Below are 20452 nucleotides of genomic sequence, written 5' to 3'. Positions count from 1 at the left end.
GCGCGCTTTCCGGTGCGTGCCGGAATCTTCGCCGGTGGTCCGGGGCAAACCTGCGGACCCTTCCCGATGACGCGGGGCTGGGCGACGGCAAGCCGTGCTCGAAACTACAAGAGGTTGCGCAAGGCGGTTTCGGCTTCGGCCAAGAAGCTTTCGGTGTCCCGCAAGATCCGGTCCCGCGCCGCTTCGGCCTGGCCCTGACGGATCTCGGCTTCGGCCTGGCTGTAATGCGCGCGCAGCCGTTCGGCGCCGATCATGGCGGCCCCGCCTGCGGCCTCATGGCACAGCGGTTCCAGCCCGTCGGACGGCGCTGCCGCACTTGCGGCCTGCTGGGCCAGGCGCGCCAGCCGGTGCATGTCGACCAGGCCTTGCTGCGCCAATCGCGCGAATGTCGCTGCGCCAAGGGTTTCCTGCATGTCCTGGATGCGCGTCATGTCCAGTACGGCGGGACGAGCCAGCGCAGCCGTGACGCTGTCGCCCTTCAATACACGCGCCAGGGCCTCGGACGAGATCGGCTTGACCAGCACGTCATCCATACCCGCAGCCCGGAACCGGTCCAGATCGGCAGGCAGGGAATGCGCGGTCACCGCGACGATGCGCGCCCGCTGCGAGGCGCCGCGGGCGCGGATCAACCCGGTCGAGGCCAGGCCGTCCATTACGGGCATCGAGATATCCATGAGGATCACGTCGAAGCGCCGCGCCTGGGCCGCCTGGGCCCCTTTCTCGCCATCCACCGCCATCTCGACCCGCTGGCCGCTTTGACGCAGCATCTCATCCAGGACGGCGCGGTTGGTGGCATTGTCCTCGACCACCAGGATATCCAGCAGGGGCAGGGAAGGGGCGGCTGATGGTTGCCCTGCCGCTGTACCGCTGTCTTTCGCCATGGCAAGCGGCAGGCGCAGCCAGAAGCAACTGCCTTCGCCCGGCGCGCTTTCCACCCCGATCTCGCCGCCCATGGCGGTGGCAATCCTGCGCGCGATGGCAAGGCCCAGACCGGCGCCGCCGCCCGACCGCCGGAACGAAGGGTCGAGCATTGCGAAATCCTGGAAGATGCGCTCCTGATCCTGCGCGGCAATGCCCGGACCGGTGTCGATGACACGGATTTCCACCTCCCGCATCGCGCCCTCAAGCGGGGTCACCTCGGCCTCGACGGTGATGCCGCCGGTCTCGACGAACTTGATCGCGTTCGACAGGAAATTCTGCACGATCTGACCAAGGCGGAACGGATCGCCATTCAGCCGCGCGCTGGGCGTCAGCATGTCGAAGCGCAGACCGATGCCGCGTTCGGTGCAAACCGGGCCAAGCCCTTCGACCAGATTCGCCAGATGGGTCTCCAGGTCGAAATCCTGCGGCAGCAGTTTCATGCCGCCGCTTTCCAGCCGGGTGATGTCCAGCACGTCATCGGCATGACGCAGCAAAAGCTGTGCCGAATCCTGCGCCAGCGCGATGAAATGCGCCTGTTCGGGATTTGCCGCCTTGCGCGCGGCAATTTCCAGCGAAGCGATTACTCCGTTCAGGGGGGTGCGCATTTCATGGCTCATCACGGCCAGGAAATCGGTCTTGGCACGTTCCGCCGCCAGCGCCTCGTCGCGGGCGCGGGTCATCTCGGCCTCGGCGGCCAGCCGGTCCGAGATGTCGTGCAGGAAGGCCGTGTAGATGCGGCCCTCATCGCCCTCGGCGGAAGAGATCGACAGCTCGACCGGAAAGGACCGTCCGGCGCGGTCCAGCGCCCGGGTCTGGAAGCGGCCGGCATCCACTTGGCGCAAGGGGGCCAGGTCTCCCGGTTCGGCCGCGATCTCGGGGGGCAGGATCAGACCGGCCGCCCTGCGCCCCAGAACCTCGGCGCGCGTGTAGCCGAAGGTGCTTTCGGCCGAGCCGTTGAACTGCAGGATGTCGCCCTTGTCGTCGGTCACGACGATGGCATCCAGCGCGGAATCCACCGTGGCGCGCAGCTGTCGCGAGACCTGGGCCGTGTGCCGCGCTTCGCGCAGGGCGGCGCGGCTTGACATCAGGACCATGGTCAACAGGCAGGCCAGCATCCCGATGGTGACAAACGTGGCCAGCGCGACCTGGCTGACCAGCAGGGACAGGGCGGCCCGCCGATCGTCGCTGATCTTGGCCAGACGCTCGATGATCTGGATCGAGGTCTTGCGCAGCGTGTCGCGCAGCGCGTCGAGATGTGCCGCCATTCGTGGCAGATCGGCGCGCAGCGCCGCGTCCGACCCATCGACTGCCGGGGTTTCGACCGCCAGATATTCCGCCAGCATCGCGGACAGCGCGGTCGAAAGATCCTCAAGTCCCGGGGTGGAGAACCCCTTGCCCTGAATGGCGTTCTGCGCCCGGCTGTAGAACAGGTCGTGGCGCTTGCGCAGCTCTTTCAGGGGCGCGGCGGGATCGTTCTGGGCGACCCGGATCTCTTCGGAAAGGCGGACGATATCGACCTCGAGCTGCGACAGGTTCCAATGCAGGTTGTCGGTCGCTTCGCTGCGCAGCCCGACAAGGGCCGACTGGATGCGCAGCCCCAGAACCACCAGCATCACAAGGGCGATGCACAGCACGATGGCCAGAACCGGCCTGACGGTCCTGGCCAAAGTGGCGATACGGGGAGAGAGGGACGACATATCCCCGGATCAGCCGCCGAAATCGATGGTCGTGAGTTGCCAGATCGACCGGGAGTAGATCTCCTCGGTCCGGTAGTTCTCGTTCGTATCATAGGGATAGACCATCCAGACCGGCCCCTTGTCGCGCAGCGACATCGGCTTGCCGTTCATCAGATAGGCCAGAAGCGGACCATCCGGTGCGACATCGTCTATGGGCATGGTGATGGAATAGTCATTCGCCGCCGTCAGCGTGATCGCCTTGCCCGTGGCGCCGCTGGCGGCGATCAGATCCTTCAGCAGCACACCCTGAAAGGTCTGTGGCCCGTCGGTCCAGGTCGTCGTGGTGGTGAAACTGGTCTGGGGCAGGGCGGCAAGCTGGGCCGCATCCAGCGAAAGCTGGCCCTCGGCATTGGTGCTGGCGATCTTGCCCGTTACGGTCAGCAGCACGTCACCGGTAGGGGCTGCGAACTCCTCGGCGCGGGCGGCGCCGAAGGGGGCGGCGGTCAGGGCCAAGGTCAGGGCAAGGGCACGGAGGAAAAGGGTCATGCGGGTCTCCTGAAAGCTGCGCCTTCTTCTATCACCGCAAGCGCGGCCTGGCGCGGGAACCTCGGGATATCGGGCTACTCCGAAAGTATAGTGTCTTGCGCCGCCCTGCAGGCGGGATCAGGACAGCCCCATGTCGCGGGCGATCAGCACCGCATGGGTGCGGTTGCGTGCACCGATCTTGCGGTAAAGCGTCTTCACATGCAGCTTGACGGTGACTTCCTGCAAGCCAAGGTCGCGGGCGATTTCCTTGTTGGCAAGCCCCTGGCAAAGCCGTCGCAGCACGTCCATCTCGCGTGCGGTGAGCGGGGCCTTGCCGGCCTCTCCCGCCGGGGCCGTGCCGGCAGATGCCTGTGCGGCGGGGCGGGGCGCATAGATCTCTCCGGCGGCCATGAAGCGGATCGCCGCGAGAAGGGATTTCGTCGACATGGATTTCGACAGGAACCCTGCCGCCCCGGCGGCCAGCGCCTGTTCGGCCAGAACCTGCGACGCCGCCCCCGAGAGAATCGCCACCGGAACGCCGGGCATGGCCCGCTTCATCACCTGAAGCCCTGCCAGCCGGTCCATGCCCGGCATCATGTAGTCAAGCAGGATCAGATCATAGGCCGGCGCCGCCCGCGCGGTCTCAACCGCATGAGGCAGGTCACGGGCAAGATCGACCTGGATGTCCGGCTCGCTGCGCAGGAAGGCGGCGACCGTCTCGCGCACAAGGTCGTGGTCATCTGCAAGAAGAATGCGCATCGTCGCCTATCCTGCCCTTGCCGGAACGGCAGGCGCCTGAACAATCACGAGGCTAGCAGAGCCTTGCCGCCTGTCGCAACCAGTGAGTGTCAGGGGCAGCGGCCAGCGCCACCTTGGCCTGTGGATGCAGGCCCGTCTGCGGCAGGGGCGGACTTGGCGCAGAGAAGCTCTTCCAGCCGCAGGATCGCCCCTGCCGAGGCTTCTGCCTTGGGGTCGGCCCCCAGCGCCGCCGCCAGTGCCGCCCGCGTCTTCGCGCCCCATTTGCCGTCGATCGGGCCGGGATCAAATCCCGCAAGCAGCAACAGCCTTTGGACGCGGGCCGGGGCGGGCTCATCCGGCAGGCGAAGCGCCCCGCAGCTTTTGCCGCCGATCACAGGCGCGGCTGGCACGCCCGCGCTGTCCGGCAGGGGCGCGCCGGTCGGGTGCGCAGGTGCCATCGCGTGCGGGATCGGCAGCTTTTCCGCCAGTTTCGCCGCAGCCCGCGCTGCCGCCTTGGCCTTTGTTGCCCCGGCCTCGGCTGGGGTTGGGCCTGGAGCTGGCCTGATGGCGCTGGGTGTCTTTGGCTCTTTGGCGGATGCGGGCAGGGGGGCGGCGCCTTTCGCGGGCAGGGTCGCGGCCGCCTTCACGACTTTGCCCGGTTTGGCACGGTCTGCGGGTCCTGCCGCCGGACCAGCGATCTCGGTCGCGGCCCGGGCTGCCGGGGGCGGCGCATCGACCGCCGGGTCCGGGACTGGGGCCGAGAGCTTGGGGGACTTCGGCGCCAGGGCCGCCGCGACGACTGGGGTCTTGGCCGGAACTGCGCCAGGGGCTTTTGCCGGATCCAGAGCAGGCGGATGCCCGGTTTTTCCCAAGGGCGCGTGCACGGCAGTTTCAGGCTTGGCGGCGCGCTTGCCCTGGTCGGCAGGTTTGGCCTTGGGCCTTGGCGGGTTTGCAATCAGGCAGTCGCCGATCTGTTTCGCCACTTCCAGCGCCTTCTTCGGGGCGGATTGATGGCTCTCGTAGCGGCAGGATTTCCCGCCGAGATCGCAGGTGAAATCGACATGCCAGCCCCGCATCCGCAGATCGGACGCGACCGAGCCCGTGCCATCGGCGAAAAGCCGGTAATGCAGACCTTCCTTCCCCACCACACCCTCTTGCCAGGATCCCGCATAGGCAGCGGTCGAGACATCGGCCAGGGACAGGCTGACCTCGCTCGCGCCGGGCAGCGGGTCGCGCAGACTGGCAGGAGGGCAGACCTGACCTGCCAGCGCCGCGCCGGGCAGAAGGCCCGCAACCGAGAGCATCAGGGCAAGCAAGCGGCAGACCATGTCAGCGCTCCGCCTGCATCAGTGGCCCGTCAAGCCGGTAGGCGATGGCATCCAGCACCATGGCATTCGTATTGGCGGTGATCGAGGTGTCGGGGCTGCCATCCGCCTCGTACCGGCCCTCCATCCAGCCGCGATCCGCCACAGCAAGATCCTGCACCGTCGCGACCAGCTTGGCAGTATAGTCGGTTCCGTAAAGCGCGTCCCAGCCGAAGGCGGCCTTGGTGGACAGGACGCGCTTGCTGTCCATCCTTGTGCCATCCAGCGTCAGCACCGCCCAGTCCTGCCCGCCGCCCCAGACCGTGCCATAGGCGAAATAGGGCGCGACATTGAGGTGACCCTCGGTCACGGCGGTCAGATGGCCGGTTTCGGTGAAACGGGCCTCCTGCGCGCGGTAGACCTGTGCGGCAAGTACGGCCGCGCTGCGGTCGAAGCCGAATTCCAGCCCCTCAAGCAGCCAGGGCTCGCTGGTGATCATCGACGGCGTGTTGTTCTTGTTCAGACGGCTGTCGCCTGGAAGGGCAAGACCCATCACGTCGCGCGGAACCAGTTGCCCGGTCACGTCCAGCGCCGCCGTTGCATCCAGCGCAAAGCCCATCATCGCCCGCGCCGCATATTGCTCATATCCGATGCGGCCTTCCTGATGCGCCATCGTCTTGCCGTCGGCGATGGTGCCGCCGATCAATTCCCCATCGGCCAGCAGCGCATCCAGCTTCCAGCCCGCGATCAGGCCCTGCACCGGCCCGGCCAGATCGGGATGGGCATTGCGCGCGGCTTCCAGCGCCGCCATCAGCCGCCCGATATCCACCGCCGACCAGCCGATCCCGGTTTCGGTTTCCTCGTTCTTGTAGGTCACCATCCTGAGGCTGCGGATGTCATAGGCCTTGTTCGGCAGGCCGGCAGCGGTCAGCGGCAGATGCGCCAGGCTGTCCAGCGCCTTTGCCAGACGGGTTTCGGCTTCGGCGGGCATGATCAGCCCCAGCCGCTCGGCCGACAGGATGGCGTCGATCAGCGCCCCGGATTCCCACATCGTCGTCGAGGGGAACTTGTCGACCGAGGCGACCAGGCCGGTCTCGGGCGAGATGTTGTTCTGGAAATAGCGCCAGGCGGTTGCTGCGGCCTGCCTCTCGGCCTTGGTCGGCGCGCGATGCGGGGCCAGAGGCAGCGGGGCCGCATCGGCGAAAGGCGCCATCGGGTCGGCGGGGGCACGGGGCGAAAGGTCGATCCCGTCCAGCCAGAAGACCAGTGCCAGGCCGCCCAGAAGGCCAAGCACCATGGCGATATGGCTGCGCGCCAGCAGAAGGGGCGAGGGGCGGGGGGAGAGGGTATCGCTCATCATGTCAAATTTCGCTTTCAATCGGTTGCCAAAGCGCCGCACGCAGCATCGAGCCCATGGCGAGGCAGTTGAAACATCCCCAGGCCAGGTTCGTGGCGATGCCCGAGGCGGAATGGGTGCCAAGGCCCAGAACCTCTTGCCCGATCGCCCAAAGCGCGGCGGTCAGCGTGAGGGCGATCACCGCAAGCTGCGGCCGGATCAGGTGCAGGAAGCGGCCGGACTGGCGGTCCTTGGGGGTGACGGGAAAACTGATCTTGCGGCCGCGCAGCACGGTGGCGATGGCGCGCAGGCCCAGCGGGAAGAAGGCGATATAGCTGGCCTTGGCGGCAAACCCGCCCGCCCCCCAGGTGCCGATCATCATCGCCAGTTCCATCAGCACCATGAAGGGCACGGCATGAAGGAAGAAGGCGGGCGAATAGGCGGCGACGGGAGAGATGCCGGTGAAAAGATAGATCACCGGCCCCAGCAGGAAGATCGGGTTCCACAGCGCGCCGAGATAGGACCAGAAGGTCGAGCCATACATCAGCTTCTGCGAAAGCGTCAGGCCGGGGCGGAAGACCGGGTTGTCGTTCCACAGGATGTCCAGGCTGCCACCGGCATATTTGAACCGTTGCACCGTCCAGGCCTGCAGGTCCTGCGGCGACAGCATCCGGCTTTCCACCGTAGGCTGAAGCGCCGATTTCCAGCCGCGCTCGCGGTCGGAATGCAGCACGATCGAGGTGTAGATGTCCTCCGAGACATGGAAGCGATAGGGCGTCAGCACTTCGGCCATCACCGCATCCTGGCGCATCGCATCCATCAGCTCGGGCGCGATGTCGCGTTCACGGGTTTCCAGCGTATAGGCCTCTTCGGCGGCCATCAGGCGGCGTTCGACGGCGGTGCCAAAACTGCGAAGGGCGGATTCCATCACCGCCTCGCGGCGATGAACCGATCCTGCGCCGCAGCAGAAGGCGGCATTGGCGGCGTTGCGGCGGCGCTGGATCACGTCATAGAACATGCGGGGATCGTTGACGAAAGGGTCGCGGCCCAGAACGATCTCGCCAAGGACGGCCTCGGCGCCCCGGCCCAGAAGCCGCCCGGCGCGGCCCAGACGGCGGCCCAGAACATCGGCCAGATGTTCGCCTTCGGGCAGGTCGTAGAACCATTGCGGCGTCTGCACCCAGGCCATTTTCGGATCGCGGAAATGACCCAACGTATGGGTCAGGAAGGTGGGGAACAGCCTTGTGTCGGCATCGCAGATCACCAGGAAATCGCCCGAGGTCTGCTCCAGCGCATTGCGCAGGTTGCCGGCCTTGAAGCCTTCATTCGTGCTGCGGGTGATATAATTCACCCTCTCCTCTGCGCAGACCGCGCGCATGGCCGGGCGGCGGCCGTCATCCAGCACATGGATGCGGATGTCGATCGGATGCGGATAGGTCAGGGCCTTGGCATCGACGATGCCCAGCCGCACCAGCTCGGGGTCTTCGTTATAAGTGGCAAGATAGATGTCCACCGCGATGGGCCGATCGGCGTCGGGCACGCCGGGGGCGACCTCGCCATAGCGGGCGGGGGCGGACTTGATCTCGACCGGCTGGTCCTTCCACAGGTTCGCGATGAACAGGATCAGCCCGATGAAGGCCAGCGTCTCGGCCAGAACCAGCGGCAGCGCGAACCACAGCGCGTCCGTGTTTAGCGACTGGGTCCAGCGCCAGTGCAGATACCACAGGCCGGTGACGATGGTGGCGGTGGCCAGCGCCTGCCATAGCGCCTCGCGGGCCGGCGAGTAGGGGATTGGATCGGGCGGGCGGCGGTCCTCGAAACGGCGGAAATAGTCGTCCATGGCTCAGGCCTCGGCCGCGACAGCACGCCCGGCGCCGCGCGCCCAGGGCAGGGGGCCAAGGCCGATGGTCCAGGCCAGCAGCGGCTGACGCGAGACGAGAATGGCAAGTCCAGCGGTGACAGGCAGCGCCACCGCGTAGCGCGACAGAACCAGTTCGGCGGGCGACAGGGGCAGGGCAAGGGTATGAATGGCGACGTCGAACAGGTCGATCACCATCGGATGCATCAGGTAGACACCGAACGTGTAGCGGGCAAGCTGCGACCAGCGCGGCGACCAGGTGGCATGTTGCGTGCCCAGGAAGATCGCGAAGATCGCCAGCGGCATCAGGAAATGGCCCCAGAACTGCGCCCCCTCGCGCCCGCCCCAGCTCCCGGTCTGCAGGGCGGCCCAGAAATGCGGCAGGGTTGCCAGGCAGGCCGTGGCGGCCAGGAACAGCGCCCCCCGGCGCAGCAGGCGGCTTTCGCCCCGCGGGATGCCGTCTTTCCAGAGGCCATAGATCGCGAAGGCGGCGAAGCCATAGCCGACATAGCCCATGACCTTGGCGCCACGCAGCATCAGGTCGCGGGTCAGCTCGGAGACCGGCAGCGACCAGATCCAGCCCTGGGTCGCCTGCATCACCGTCAGGCAGACGGGCAGCAGGAACCCGAACAGCGGATAGCGCTGCGCCAGCCGCATCACCGGGTAGAACAGCACCAGAAGGAACAGCGTTGGCAGGAAATGCAGATGATATTGCGCATCGCCCAGCAGGACGTAGCCGATCCAGCTTTGCGGCTGGCCAAGCTGGGCCAAGATCGCATCGGCATAGTGGAACTCCTGCGCCTTCACGAGGCGGAAGACGGCGTAGAACAGCGTCCAGAAGGCAAAGGGCACCAGCAGGCGGCGGGCCTGATCGGCCAGCGTCTGGCCATATTCCGGGCGGCGGCGATCCAGCTTGAAGGCCAGAAGGAACAGCGAGAACAGGAAGAACATTTCCGAGCCGGAAAATTCGGAAATCGCCCGGCCGATGACCGGAACGATCCGGTCCTGCACGCTCGCGTCCGGGAAGGCCCCGCCCGAGAAATCGGCGGTGCTGTGGATCAGCACCACACCCATCGCGGCGCAGACGCGGTTGGCGTCGAACCAGGTCATGCGGGATTTGACGGAAACCGACACGGAATTCACTCCTTGGAAAGAACGGGACCCCGGCGGCGCAGGCGGGGCGCGGCGGCGGGGCGGCAATAGGCGGTCGCCGCCAGGGCGGGGTCGAGACCGCCTTCGGGGCATTTCGCGGGGGCGGGCAGGGCGGGTGCGGCCTGGGCCGCGACCTGCGGCTCGGGCTGGCAGCGCGCCTTGCGCTGGCCGGTGCCCGCACCGGCAAGATCCCACATCTGCGGCTGGTCATTGTGATATTGCAGGATCGGCCCCTGCACCTTGTACAGCAGGGCGGCCAGAATGATGCCGTTGTTATTGGCGGTCTGCAGCGGGATCGGCCCGCTGCCATTCTCGTAGACGCCTTCGTCAAAGCCCTTGCCGGCTTCGCTCTGGTTCGCGACATGGTCGAACAGCATCTGGCTATAGGGCGTGTTCCACAGCGCCCACATCCCGATCGCGGCTTTCGACGAAACGGCGGCCCGGTCGGGCGCATAGCCCTGCGCCGGGTCCAGCGTGTTCCAGGCATAGCCATCGGCGAAGATCGCGTCATAGACAAAGAAGGGCGCGCCTTCGACCTGATGCTCGGAGCGCGCGGTCAGGATGCCGGTGTCGCTGTAGCGGTTCTCCTGCACCTGATAGATGCGGCTCGCGAAATCAGCGCGCCAGCCATCCGAGGCGATGCCGGGCTGGCCGCTGCGGTCGCCGGGCAGGTCCCAGCCCAGTTCCAGCCCGTCCAGGATATAGCCCTCGCTGACGACATAGTTCTGGCTGTGGAAGACGCGTGGGTCGCGGCCATCGGCGGGCACGTCGACGCCCTCGATCGGGACGAACTGATAGGGTTCGGCTTTCGACGCTTCGCTGGTGTCAAAGCCCCATAGGCCAAACCCCTTGGCCGAATATTCCTCATAGCCAAGACGGCCTTCCTGAAAAGCCGTCACCTTGCCGTCTTGGCCGACCGTGGTGCCGAACAACTGGCCATCGGCAGAAATCGCATCGCAGAAGTTCCAGCGCAGCACGACATTGTCGACCTCGTTGGACAGATAGGGATAGCGCTCCTTGATGATCTTCAGCCAGATCAGCAGCCGACCGATATCCAGCGCGGAGGTGCCCAGCTCGCCGGGTTTGTTGGCGTAGTCCACCCGCTCGCCGGTCTTGGTGTTGTAGGCCTTGTTCGGCAGCTTGCCCTGCGACAGTTTCAGCCCGCGCAGGGTGGCAAGGATCTTGGTCGCGCGGCGGTCGAACTCGCTCCGGTCGATCACGCCCAGCTCATGCGCCGAGACCAGCGCCGAAAGATACGAGGCCGTGTCCCACATGGTCGCCGACGGAAAGCTGCCCACCGCGTTCACAAGCCCGGTATCGGGCTGGTAAGCCTCGACGAAATAGGACCAGGCGGTTTCCGCCATGGCGCGCTCCTGCGCCGACAGCGCGCCATGGCGGCCGAAAGGGATGGCGGGATCGAAGCCCGGATTGGCGGGGGCGGTGGCATCGGGCACCTGCGCCAGCGGACCCGAGGTCAGCCAGCCCGCCGTGACCGGAAGAGCCGCCCCGCAACCCAGAAGGGCCAAGGCCAGCGCCGCCTTTTGCGCCCAATTCACCATCGCTTGTCCCCCGGGCTCAGGCGGCCAGCGCCCGCAGCGCTGCGGCGCTGTCGGGCTGGATCGGGAAGATCCGGTCCATCCGCGTCAGCCGGAAGATCTGGGCGACCTTCTCGGTCATGCCGCACAGGATCATCTCGCCGCGCATCCCGATCCGCTTGAGCAGGCTGACCAGCGCGCCGATGCCCGAGCTGTCGACCTCGGTCACTTGATGCAGATCGATCACGATGCGGCTGTGGCCGTCTTCGATCAGGTCAAGGATGCTGCGGCGGAACTGGGTCGCATTGGTCGCGGTAAGTTCGGCGCAATCGGCGGCGATCAGGGTGACGCGTTCTGCGGTCTGGTCGAGGGTAATCATTTCCAACCTGCTGGCATGAATGTGGCGGGGCCGGAGGTTCGGCGCCGTGCCCGCAATCTGCCAGCGAACCGGCCCGTCGCGCCAATGGGCAAAGGGGCATATCCCCTATCCCGATGGATAGTCTGCCATGCCAAAGGGTTACGGAACGCGGCCCCCTACCCCCGTGCCGCGCCTTCACCGTTTCCGATTGCCACGCGCCGCAGAAGGCCTCATCTTGCGCGCATCTTCAGACCCGCGCCGAATTGCTCTGGATGCCGAATGGACTTGTACGAAAGCCGCTTGGCCATCAGCACCTTCCTGTTCGTGACATCGCCGCCCGAGCCGGTTGACCTGGCCTTTGTCTTTTGCAGCCCGACGATCAGCAGCCTTCAGCCTGCGCTGGCTTTGTATCGCGCGGGCCTGACCTCGCGCCTTCTGATCACGGGTGCGGGCACGGCCATCGACGGGTCGGAGGAATGGTCCTTCTACCGTCGCCACGCCCTGGAGGCAGGATTGCCCGAAGCCGCGCTTCTGGTGGAAAAGACCGCCCGAAACACGGCGGAAAACGCGGCGCTGGGCGCGGCGCTGATCGCGCGGGATATCGGCTGGGCCGGTCTGCGCAGCCTGGCCGTTAGCGCCAAGCCCTTTCACATGCGCCGGGCGCTGATGACCCTGCGTCGCCATGTGCCGCCTGGCATCCGCCTGATCGCGCAGCCGCCCGAGGAACCGGGCGACCTGTCCGCGACAAACTGGTGGCAAAGCGCGCAGGGCCGGCAACGCGTCTTCTCCGAATTGGGCAAGATCAGCGAATATGCGCTGAAAGGCGATCTGGGTGATGTCTGACCCCCTGCGCCCGCACCTGCATCTGCTCGGCATAGGGGGCAGCGGCATGTTGCCCTTGGCGCTTTTGCTCAGGCAGGCGGGCCATGCTGTCAGCGGCAGCGACGACCATTGCGGCCCGGGGCGGCTGGCTGTGCTGGAGGCACAGGGGATCATCGTGACCTCTGCCGCCGATCCGGCGGGTGCGAGCGCGGCGGATCGCGTCGTGGCCAGTCCGGCCATCCCCCGCAGCCATGCGGGTTTGCGCGCCGCGCGGCGCGCCGGCATCGTGGTGCGCGGCCGCGCCGAAGAGCTTTCCGCTGTGATTGCCGGGCGGCCCGCCATCTGTGTCGCCGGCAGCCATGGCAAATCCACCACCACCGCCATGCTGGTTCATGTCCTCGAAGCGGCGGGTCGCCACGATGTCGGCTATATGGTGGGCGCTGACTTTGCCGATCCCCGTCAGCCGCCAGCCCGGCTGGGCGACGCCGGGGCACCCTTCGTGCTCGAGGCTTGCGAGGCCCATGGTGCCCTGACTGCCTGGCAACCGTGGCGGGCGGTTCTGACCAGTCTCGACGACGAGCATGCCGATCACTACGGCGGCATTGACGGGCTGCGTCAGGCTTTCGCGGCCTTCCTTGCCCGTATTCCCGCCCGGGGCGGTCTGGTTGCCTGCGGCGACGATCCGGTGATCGCCGATCTTCTGCGCCAGGGCAAAGGCGCGGCGCTGACCTATGGCTTCGACGACGGCAACGATCTGCGCGCCGTGCTGACCGGCCAAGCGCGCGGCACGGTCCATCTGCGGGGCAAGAGGCTCGGGGAACTTGCGCTCGCCGTGCCGGGGCAACACAACCTGCGCAACGCCCTGGGCGCGCTGGGCATGGCGCTTCAGATGGGGATCGGGTTCGATCTGGCGGCCAAGGCGCTGGGCAGGTTTTCGAGCATTGCCCGTCGCCTTCAGAGGGTTCAGGCCCAAGCGAAGCTGCGCCTCTTCGACGATTTCGCCCATCACCCTGCCGAGGTCACTGCCGCCTTGCACACCCTGCGCCACTCTGCTCCGGGGCGGCTGATCGCGATCCTTGAACCGCAATTGCACAGCCGGGTTCGACGCCTCGCCCCGCAATTCGCCCAGGCGCTGGCGCTGGCGGATCGCAGCTACATTCTGCCCGTGGCGGAACTGGGCGAGGCCCACCCGGACGGCCCGGCCGATGCATCGCTGGCCAGGGCCTGCCGGGCCAAGGGGCTTGATTTCATGCCGATCGCCGATGGCGAGGCGCTGCTGCGCGATCTGGCCGGGGACGTGAAGGAGGACGACACGCTGGTCGTCATGGCGGGCGCCAGCGGGGCCGGTCTCGCACAGCGTCTTGCGGCGTCGCTGGTCCCGCGCGCAAGCGGGGCTGCCAGCCTTCTGCTGGGCGCCCGGACGCCGCCGCCGCCCGATCTGGCGACATTGGTCGCCCGGCATGCGCGCCAGATCCCCGCCGCGCCCGCCGTTGAAATGGGTCATCGCGTTCTCAGCTATGCCGCGCTGCTTGGCAGGGCCGATGCGCTGTGCCGGGCGCTGCGGGCGACGGGGGTCGCTGCAGGCGAAAGCGTGGGCGTCTGCCTGGGCCGCTCCATGGATCGCGTGACCGCCTTTCTTGCCTGCCTTCAGCTTGGCGCGGTCTATGTGCCCCTTGACCCGGCCCTGCCCGAAGAACGACTGGCGGCCATGCTGGCCGTGGCCGGGATGCGCCGGGTGATCGTGAACGCGGCCAGCCCGGCGCTGCCCGGGTCGGGGCTGACCTTTATCTCCTGCGGACGGCTGCCGGACCCGACGGATGATCTGCCACCAAGCCAGCCGCAGCAGCAGCCCGACGGGCAGGCCGCCGCCTATATGATCTTCACTTCGGGCACGACCGGACAGCCCAAGGCGGTCGAGGTGTCGCGCGGCGCCCTGGCCAATTATGCCGTCGCGGCGGCGCGCCGGTTCGAGATCGGCCCCGGCGCCCGCGTCTCGCTGATCAGCGGTTTCGGCTTTGACGTCTCGATCGGCGATATGGCCATGACGCTGGCGGCCGGGGCCTGTCTGGTCTGCCCGACCGATCTGCAGGCGGTCCCGGGACCGCCGGTCGGACGGTTCGTCGCCGAGGCGCGGCTGACCCATCTGTCGCTGACGCCATCGGCACTGGCCATCATTCCCGCCGCGCCCCTGCCGCATCTGACCCATGTCATCGTCGCGGGCGAGGCCTGCCCGCCCGCGCTGGTCGACCGCTGGGTCAGGGGGCGGCGCTTCCTGAACGCCTATGGTCCTACCGAAGCCACGGTCGAGGTGCTCGTGTCGCCCTGCCTGCCGGGCCAGCCGGTAGGCATCGGCTGGCCGATGGACAATATGGGCGCCTGCCTGATGACCGAGGATCTGCGTCTTGCGGCACCGGGCGAGGAGGGCGAGCTGTGCCTGTTCGGCGCGGGGCTGGCCATCGGCTATCGCGACCAGCCGGCCCTGACCGCCCAGCGCTTTCCGACGGTTTTCCTTCCCGGTCTCGGTCCGACCCGCATCTACCGCAGTGGCGACCGGGCCAGGGCCGGGGCGGATGGCGGCTTCGTCTATCTGGGCCGCATGGACGCGCAGCTCAAGGTCAATGGCCATCGCGTCGAACCGGGCGAGGTCGAGGCCGCGCTCTGCGATCTGCCCGATGTCAGCGAGGCCGCCGTATCGCTGATCGCCGCCGGGGACGGGCGCGACCGGCTGATCGCGCATCTGGTCCTCCATCCGGGCGCGGGCGCACCCGATCCGGTCGCGCTGCGCGACCGGCTGCGCCAGCGCCTGCCCTCCTACATGGTGCCGCAGCATTTCCTGCCCGTGCCCGACATTCCGCGCAACGCAAATGGCAAGCGCGACCGAAGCGCCTTGCCCCTGCCGCCGCAACTGGCGCAACCTGCCGCCGCCCGGCGCACCGGCACGGCAACAGAAGCCCGGCTCATGGCGCTGGTCGACCACTATGCAGGCGTCGGCACCGTCACCGGCACGCGCGACAGCCTGCGCGATGCGGGAATAGACTCGCTGTCCATGGCAAATCTGCTGTTCGCGATCGAGGATGCCTTCGCCATCACGCTGGATGCAGGGTTCGAGGCGGGCTTCGATACGGTAGAGGTTCTCGCCCTGATGGTCGATGCTCAGAGGGCGGCGCGGCCCGCATCGGCAGGGGGCGATCAGGCCAAGACCCTGGCGGCGCAGCTGGCGCCCCATCTCGCCTCATGGCCCGGCCATCGCTTTGGCAGGGCGGGTCTGATGCGCGGCCTTGCCCGCGACGCCGCCCCATCGCGGCGCAGCCTGTTCTGGGTCTTCCAGTCCGGGCAGGAACTGGCGCGACTGAGCGAGGCTCTGGGAGATGCTCTTTGCCTTTACGGTCTTCGCTCGGGCCATCTCGCGCTGGACTACACGCCCGAGACGCTGGCGGCGCTGGGCCGGCTTTACGCCGATGAGATCGCCTCCATCGCCCCGTCCGGCCCGCTTTTCCTGGGCGGAAACTGCCAGGGCGGGCTGGTGATCCGCGAGGCGGGGCTTGAACTGCTGCGGCAGGGGCGCGAGGTGGCGCTGACCATTCTCATGGAACAGGGGCGGTTTTTCCACTATCCGGCTGAAACATTGCTGATCTTCGGCGCGGGCAGCTATCTCAACCCCTACGGCCAGATCGCGGACCCGGAGAAGCTGTTCCGCACAGCCTATCCCGCGGGCCACGCGATCAAGATCATTCCCGGCGCCCATGGCCAGTATTTCGCGCCGGGCAATGTCGAGGCGCTGGCCGCGGCGATCCTGCGCCATCTCGATCTGCCGCAGGCCCGACCGGATCTGCCGGGCCTGCCTCCGACCCCTGATCCCGCGCCGGGCGTCCTCCAGAGAATCTGACATGCCCTTGCCTGAGGTTCAAACCCTGCGGCGCCTGTTGGCGCGGGACAAGCACGGGCCAAGCGCGGCCCGTCGCCACTGGCTGAGGATCAGACGCGGCGGAACCGCCGCCCTTGGCTTGGCGCGCGGTCTTCTGGCCTATCCTGCCGCTTGGTTTGGCCCTTGGCGCCCGCGCGATGATCTTGCTGCGGCGGTGGCAGAGCTGTTGATGCTGGGTTTCCACGGCGCGAATACGCGCTCTTTCTCGGCGCGGCTTCTGGCCCGCCAACTGCAGCGGGGCGAGGTGGGCGGGATCTTCCTTGTGTCCCAGAACATCGGCACGCGCGACGATGCAGCCGCGCTGCTGCGTCTCTTTCGTGCGGGCAAAGCGCAGCCGCTGATCGCCATCGACCATGAGGGTGGCGTGGTCCAACGCCTGACCCCGGCACATGGCTTCACCCGGTTGCCGACCGCGCGCGACATGGCCCGGACCCTGACGCCCGAGGAGGCGCGGCAGGCCTATTTCCGGGCCGGCCAAGAGCTTGCGGCACTGGGATTCAACGTGAATCTTGGTCCCGTTCTCGATCTGGATGACGCGGCGAATGCAGCGATCGGGCGGCCGATGCGATCCTTTGGCACGGACCCCGACCGTATCGCCGCATATGCCGAAGCCTTTGCCCGCGGTTTCGCCGATGCGGGCCTTCTCTGCGCCGCAAAGCACTTCCCGGGCCATGGTCGCTCGCAGAGCGACAGCCATCACGGCGTCGCCGATATCACTGCAAACTGGACCGACGAAGAGCTGAAACCCTTTGCCCGCCTGATCGCTTCGCCCCATTGCCCGGCCATGATCATGACCGGACATTTGCGCCATGACGGGCTGTCGCCTGACGGGCAGCCCGCCTCGGTCTCGGCAGCGATGGTGACAGGCCTTTTGCGGCAGGGCCTGGGCTATCGAGGCGTCGTGATCACCGACGATCTCGACATGGACGCGCTGCGCCTCTCGATGGGGCGACAGGCGGCATTCGTGCGGGCAATCGCCGCCGGCAATGACCTGATCATGATCAGGAACCTCTTTGGCTACGATCCGTTGCTGCCCCGCCGCGCCCTGCGCTGGGTGCGCCGTGCCATCGCCCACGGCCTCCTGACCGAGGCGCAGGTCCTGGCCGCGGCAGAGCGGGTGCGCGGGGCGCGCAGGCAGGCCTGGCGGGTCGGCGCCCAGCACGGCAGCGCAACGCCGACACGGCCCGCCCCGCGCACCTAGCGGCCCGTAACCTTCGCCCAGTCAAGCCCAAACCGTGCAAGGTATTTCCTCAGGCGATCCGAGTCGTTCTGACTGTTCTTTTCCTGCCGCGACACCGCGAACAGCCGCCGTCCCGCCGCGGCGAGCGAGGCACTTTCGCGGCAGGCACGCAGCACGCAGGCAAGCTGCGCAAGGTCGAACTCGTTCAGGGCCGCTTCGGGCAGCAGAGCCCCGACCAGCGCCGCGCCCTCGTCGGATTGCGCCGCCGGTCGCATGGGGCCTGCCCATTGGGTCGGCCAGATCGAGCCGGTGACCCTGTAAGACTTCCCCCGGCGTCCGCGCCGGGGGGAACCCGCAAGGAATGCAAGACGAGACTACATGGGTTAGCCGGTTCGACTCCGGCCCCCGGTTCAGGACCGGGCGCGTCTCGTCGCCCTCTTGTCCTTCGGGACGCAACGGAAAGGAGAATTTTCCGGCGAATGCTGTCTGGCATACTGGTAGAGCGGCGGGGGTAAGCCCCGCGTGCTGCGGGTTCAAACCCCGCCCTGCGCTGGCAGGTAGCTCAATGAACATGGCCCGCAATTTTTGTCGCCGGATCCTGAAAACCAGGGCGAATGCCGAAGGGACTACAGCATCAAACCTGGGATAACCTGTGGGGTTCAAGCCCCCACCTTGCAGGCGGCCATCGGTGCGGCCGGGGTTCCCGTTGTCTCTTCCCCCTTGTCGCCCCGCCTGATTCCCGGCGAATGCCCGCGGCGCTACAGCAATGATCTGGTCGCGGGTTCGAGCCCCGCCGCGCCCCTGGCGCGTAGCTCAGCCGGTAGAGCAGATAGATGTGTCGCCCAACCTCGACGCCGGGATCCATTGGAGGGTAGCTCAGTCGGTAGAGCAGCGGGTTTTGGTCCCGCGGGTCGAGGGTTCGAGCCCTTCCCCTCCAGCCAGATTTCCCTGGGGAATGCCGGGTGGACTACAGTCTGTGAAACTGTCTGCCCATGTCCTTGTCCCCCGGACCCGAAACACCCCGGCGAATGCCGTGCGGCACTACAGGCTGTCACCCTCGTGGTCGCGGGTTCGAGTCCCGCCGCACCCTCCATCTTCTATGGGTGCGTAGCTCAGCTGGATAGAGCACGACGTGTCGCCAATCCCTTGTCGCCGGGGCCCAGATTGTGAGTGAATGATAGGATGACCGAAGACGCTCTACTGCCCGACAAGCCCCCCGTAACCGGGGCTGACCTGATCGCCTGGGGCCATCGCCCCGGCCCCGCCTTCCCTGGGCTTCTCGCCCGCGCCAATCCCTTCCTGCACAGCTCCCGGATGCCGTAGGCCCTGAAGCAGAATGCCTGGATCCCTGCCGACAGCGATGAGGGGGGCGACTATTGGGATGCCCTGCAAGCGATCCGCCGCTGGACCAATGCCAATCACAATGCACTGCATCAGGCGGTCGTCGAAGCCCTGCGCGCTGACCCGGCCGCGCGGTTCTGGAACGAGCACAACTTCGTCTTCCGTCGCGGCGATCAGTTCTATCACGGCAAGGGGGCGACCCCCGCCTGGGACGGATATGCCGAGGATGCCGGCGAGCTGACCCTGATCCCGCTGAACATGGCGGAGCCGGTTCTGGTGGTGCGGGGGTCTGATGCGCCCCAGGCTCTGGGCTTCGCGCCCCATGGCGCAGGCCGCAATTTCTCGCGCACGGGGCACCGCCGTCGCAGGGGCGGGGCCAGCCCCGAACAGATGCAGGCGGCCGAGACGCAGGGTCTCGACATTCGCTTCCATGCCGGGCGGGTCGACGCCTCGGAATTGCCGTCCAGCGGCAAATCCGCCACGGCGGTGATGGGCCAGATGCGCGATTCCGCGCTGGCCGATATGGTCGATTGCATCGACCCTTATGGCCGCATCATGGCAGGCGAGCTTGCACCGCCCTGGGCCGAAAAAGGAGGCGGCGCTAGCAGGACCTTCGCAGTCGCGCCCGCGCCGCCGATCCGTGCCCCGATCGGTCATGGGCAGATCAGGGTCGTCGCCCCAAGGGGCGGCGCTCAGCCGTGCTGGCGCCTGCGCGCAGCCAGCGCGATCGCCGCAAGCGCGCCGCCCAGCAGCAGACCAGTCGCGGGCAGGGGGACGGGCGGCAGGTCGCGCACCGAGAAGCTGGCCATAAGCAGTGCCGAATTCGAGGCGTCTTCCATCGTCCAGAATTCGGTGAAGGGCAGGCCATCGCGCAGGAAGCCCGACAGAGTCAGCGTGTAGATCTGATTTCCGAAGGTGAATTCCTGCGTCATGCTGGGGTTCATCGTCGCCGTCACGCGGTCGGCACAGCCATTCGCATTGACGCCTTGCCCATTCGCACCGCCATTGGCGCATTGCGAGGCATAGTTGTTCGTTTCCCAATGCGAGAAATCGAACAACGAGTTGAAGGCTTGCTTCGGGCTGCCGTCGAAGGAGACGGTGAACGAGACGGCCAGTTTGACCCCGGAGATCGAGCCGCCCGAGACGATGGGGTTGTTGTTATGCGTGAAGGTGCCGAGCACGAAATCCGTGTCCGCTGCGATCGCGTCGCTCGACTGACCGACAAAGTCATATCCGCTTTTGTCGCCATTCGGGCTGTAAAAGGGCACGCCCCAGCTGACCGAGCTCGTGCCGAGGCCGGTTAGGTTCGTGGGCGTGCCTGTAGCATCGCTCCAGGTGCCTGTCACATCCTGAAGCGAGATGCTTGCCGCGCTGGCTGCACCAGCGGCACTTATGCCAAGGAAAACTGCGAGAACCTGAAAAATTTTCACTGTACCAAGCTCCACTTGCACCCAGGGCCGCCCGAAACACGCGGCAGAGGAATGAGGTGCGACACAAACTACCTGCAATTATGCCACCAGTTTTCCACAAACTCGAGAGGTAGCCACTTAAATGCCACAAAATCGAGATCGACGTCAAAGGTTCCGGGTTAACATGATGAATGTTGCTGCTGGCGCGACAGAGGGGCCCTGGGAGGTGGCGCAACTGTGGCTTTTTTCTGGTGGCGGCCCCGGCGGTATGGGCGATTCCTCTGACCGGCCCGGGGCCGATTCGCGCCCGCTTCACCCGGCAGGATTGCCCCTGGCAGATCGGGCCTTGTTGACGGGCCCCAAATAGAAAAG

15 protein-coding genes, 1 tRNA gene and 1 pseudogene are annotated in these 20452 nt (G+C 67.0%); 6 read left to right on the top strand and 11 right to left on the bottom strand.

Annotated elements, in window-relative coordinates; all coding sequences use genetic code 11:
• Window positions 1–104: 104 nt before the first annotated feature.
• The 9 genes from ACED67_RS11555 to ACED67_RS11515 all read right to left on the bottom strand — a co-directional run bounded on the left by ACED67_RS11555 (window position 105) and on the right by ACED67_RS11515 (window position 11424).
• Window positions 105–2618, bottom strand: coding sequence for an ATP-binding protein (locus ACED67_RS11555; RefSeq protein ID WP_395541770.1), 2514 nt, complete (start codon window positions 2616–2618; stop codon window positions 105–107).
• Window positions 2619–2627: 9 nt separating this feature from the next.
• On the bottom strand, window positions 2628–3143 hold the full coding sequence (locus ACED67_RS11550; protein ID WP_395541769.1) for a putative pterin-binding protein: 516 nt from the start codon (window positions 3141–3143) through the stop codon (window positions 2628–2630).
• Window positions 3144–3260: 117 nt separating this feature from the next.
• The gene (locus ACED67_RS11545) at window positions 3261–3881 is read right to left on the bottom strand and encodes a response regulator (RefSeq protein ID WP_395541768.1); all 621 of its coding nucleotides are present in this window, start codon (window positions 3879–3881) and stop codon (window positions 3261–3263) included.
• 89 nt (window positions 3882–3970) lie between these two features.
• Window positions 3971–5188: a peptidoglycan-binding domain-containing protein gene (locus ACED67_RS11540; RefSeq protein WP_395541767.1), complete on the bottom strand. Its 1218-nt coding sequence runs from the start codon at window positions 5186–5188 to the stop codon at window positions 3971–3973.
• A gap of 1 nt (window position 5189) precedes the next feature.
• A complete protein-coding gene (locus ACED67_RS11535; protein WP_395541766.1) occupies window positions 5190–6524 on the bottom strand; it encodes a DUF3131 domain-containing protein in 1335 nt (444 codons plus the stop codon).
• A 1-nt stretch (window position 6525) separates the two neighbouring features.
• Window positions 6526–8340 (bottom strand): glycosyltransferase family 2 protein, encoded by a 1815-nt coding sequence (locus ACED67_RS11530; protein ID WP_395541765.1) that lies wholly within the window; start codon window positions 8338–8340, stop codon window positions 6526–6528.
• Between the two features lie 3 nt (window positions 8341–8343).
• On the bottom strand, window positions 8344–9492 hold the full coding sequence (locus ACED67_RS11525; RefSeq protein WP_395541764.1) for an acyltransferase: 1149 nt from the start codon (window positions 9490–9492) through the stop codon (window positions 8344–8346).
• A 5-nt stretch (window positions 9493–9497) separates the two neighbouring features.
• Window positions 9498–11069, bottom strand: coding sequence for a DUF3131 domain-containing protein (locus tag ACED67_RS11520; RefSeq protein WP_395541763.1), 1572 nt, complete (start codon window positions 11067–11069; stop codon window positions 9498–9500).
• 16 nt (window positions 11070–11085) lie between these two features.
• On the bottom strand, window positions 11086–11424 hold the full coding sequence (locus tag ACED67_RS11515; RefSeq protein WP_395541762.1) for an STAS domain-containing protein: 339 nt from the start codon (window positions 11422–11424) through the stop codon (window positions 11086–11088).
• Window positions 11425–11682: 258 nt separating this feature from the next.
• Between ACED67_RS11515 and ACED67_RS11510 the strand changes: the two genes are divergently transcribed.
• Genes ACED67_RS11510 through ACED67_RS11500 form a run of 3 tightly spaced genes read left to right on the top strand, consistent with a single transcriptional unit; the run spans window position 11683 to window position 17351 of the window.
• Entirely contained in the window at window positions 11683–12246 is a 564-nt protein-coding gene (locus tag ACED67_RS11510) for a YdcF family protein (protein WP_395541761.1), read from the top strand.
• The gene (locus tag ACED67_RS11505; RefSeq protein WP_395541760.1) at window positions 12239–16111 is read left to right on the top strand and encodes an amino acid adenylation domain-containing protein; all 3873 of its coding nucleotides are present in this window, start codon (window positions 12239–12241) and stop codon (window positions 16109–16111) included. Before ACED67_RS11510 ends, ACED67_RS11505 begins: the two co-directional genes overlap by 8 nt.
• Before the next feature lies 1 nt (window position 16112).
• Entirely contained in the window at window positions 16113–17351 is a 1239-nt protein-coding gene (locus ACED67_RS11500) for a glycoside hydrolase family 3 N-terminal domain-containing protein (RefSeq protein ID WP_395541759.1), read from the top strand.
• Here ACED67_RS11500 and ACED67_RS11495 read toward each other — a convergent pair.
• A complete protein-coding gene (locus ACED67_RS11495; protein ID WP_395541758.1) occupies window positions 17348–17605 on the bottom strand; it encodes a hypothetical protein in 258 nt (85 codons plus the stop codon). The two genes, ACED67_RS11500 and ACED67_RS11495, sit on opposite strands and share 4 nt — an antisense overlap.
• 590 nt (window positions 17606–18195) lie before the next feature.
• On the opposite strand from ACED67_RS11495, the gene ACED67_RS11490 reads away from it, so the two are divergent.
• The 3 genes and pseudogenes from ACED67_RS11490 to ACED67_RS11480 all read left to right on the top strand — a co-directional run.
• Window positions 18196–18271, top strand: a tRNA-Gln gene (locus ACED67_RS11490).
• A gap of 241 nt (window positions 18272–18512) precedes the next feature.
• On the top strand, window positions 18513–18653 hold the full coding sequence (locus tag ACED67_RS11485; RefSeq protein WP_395541757.1) for a hypothetical protein: 141 nt from the start codon (window positions 18513–18515) through the stop codon (window positions 18651–18653).
• Window positions 18654–18656: 3 nt separating this feature from the next.
• A pseudogene (locus ACED67_RS11480) lies at window positions 18657–19208 on the top strand (RtcB family protein); the annotation flags it as partial.
• A gap of 155 nt (window positions 19209–19363) precedes the next feature.
• Here ACED67_RS11480 and ACED67_RS11475 read toward each other — a convergent pair.
• Window positions 19364–20101: a THxN family PEP-CTERM protein gene (locus ACED67_RS11475; protein WP_395541756.1), complete on the bottom strand. Its 738-nt coding sequence runs from the start codon at window positions 20099–20101 to the stop codon at window positions 19364–19366.
• Window positions 20102–20452: the final 351 nt, after the last annotated feature.

Source organism: Neotabrizicola paludis (genome assembly GCF_044142105.1).
Taxonomy (GTDB): domain Bacteria; phylum Pseudomonadota; class Alphaproteobacteria; order Rhodobacterales; family Rhodobacteraceae; genus Pseudogemmobacter.
The sequence above is the reverse complement of the archived record's forward strand: the minus strand, read 5'-3'. Positions and strand labels throughout refer to the sequence as shown.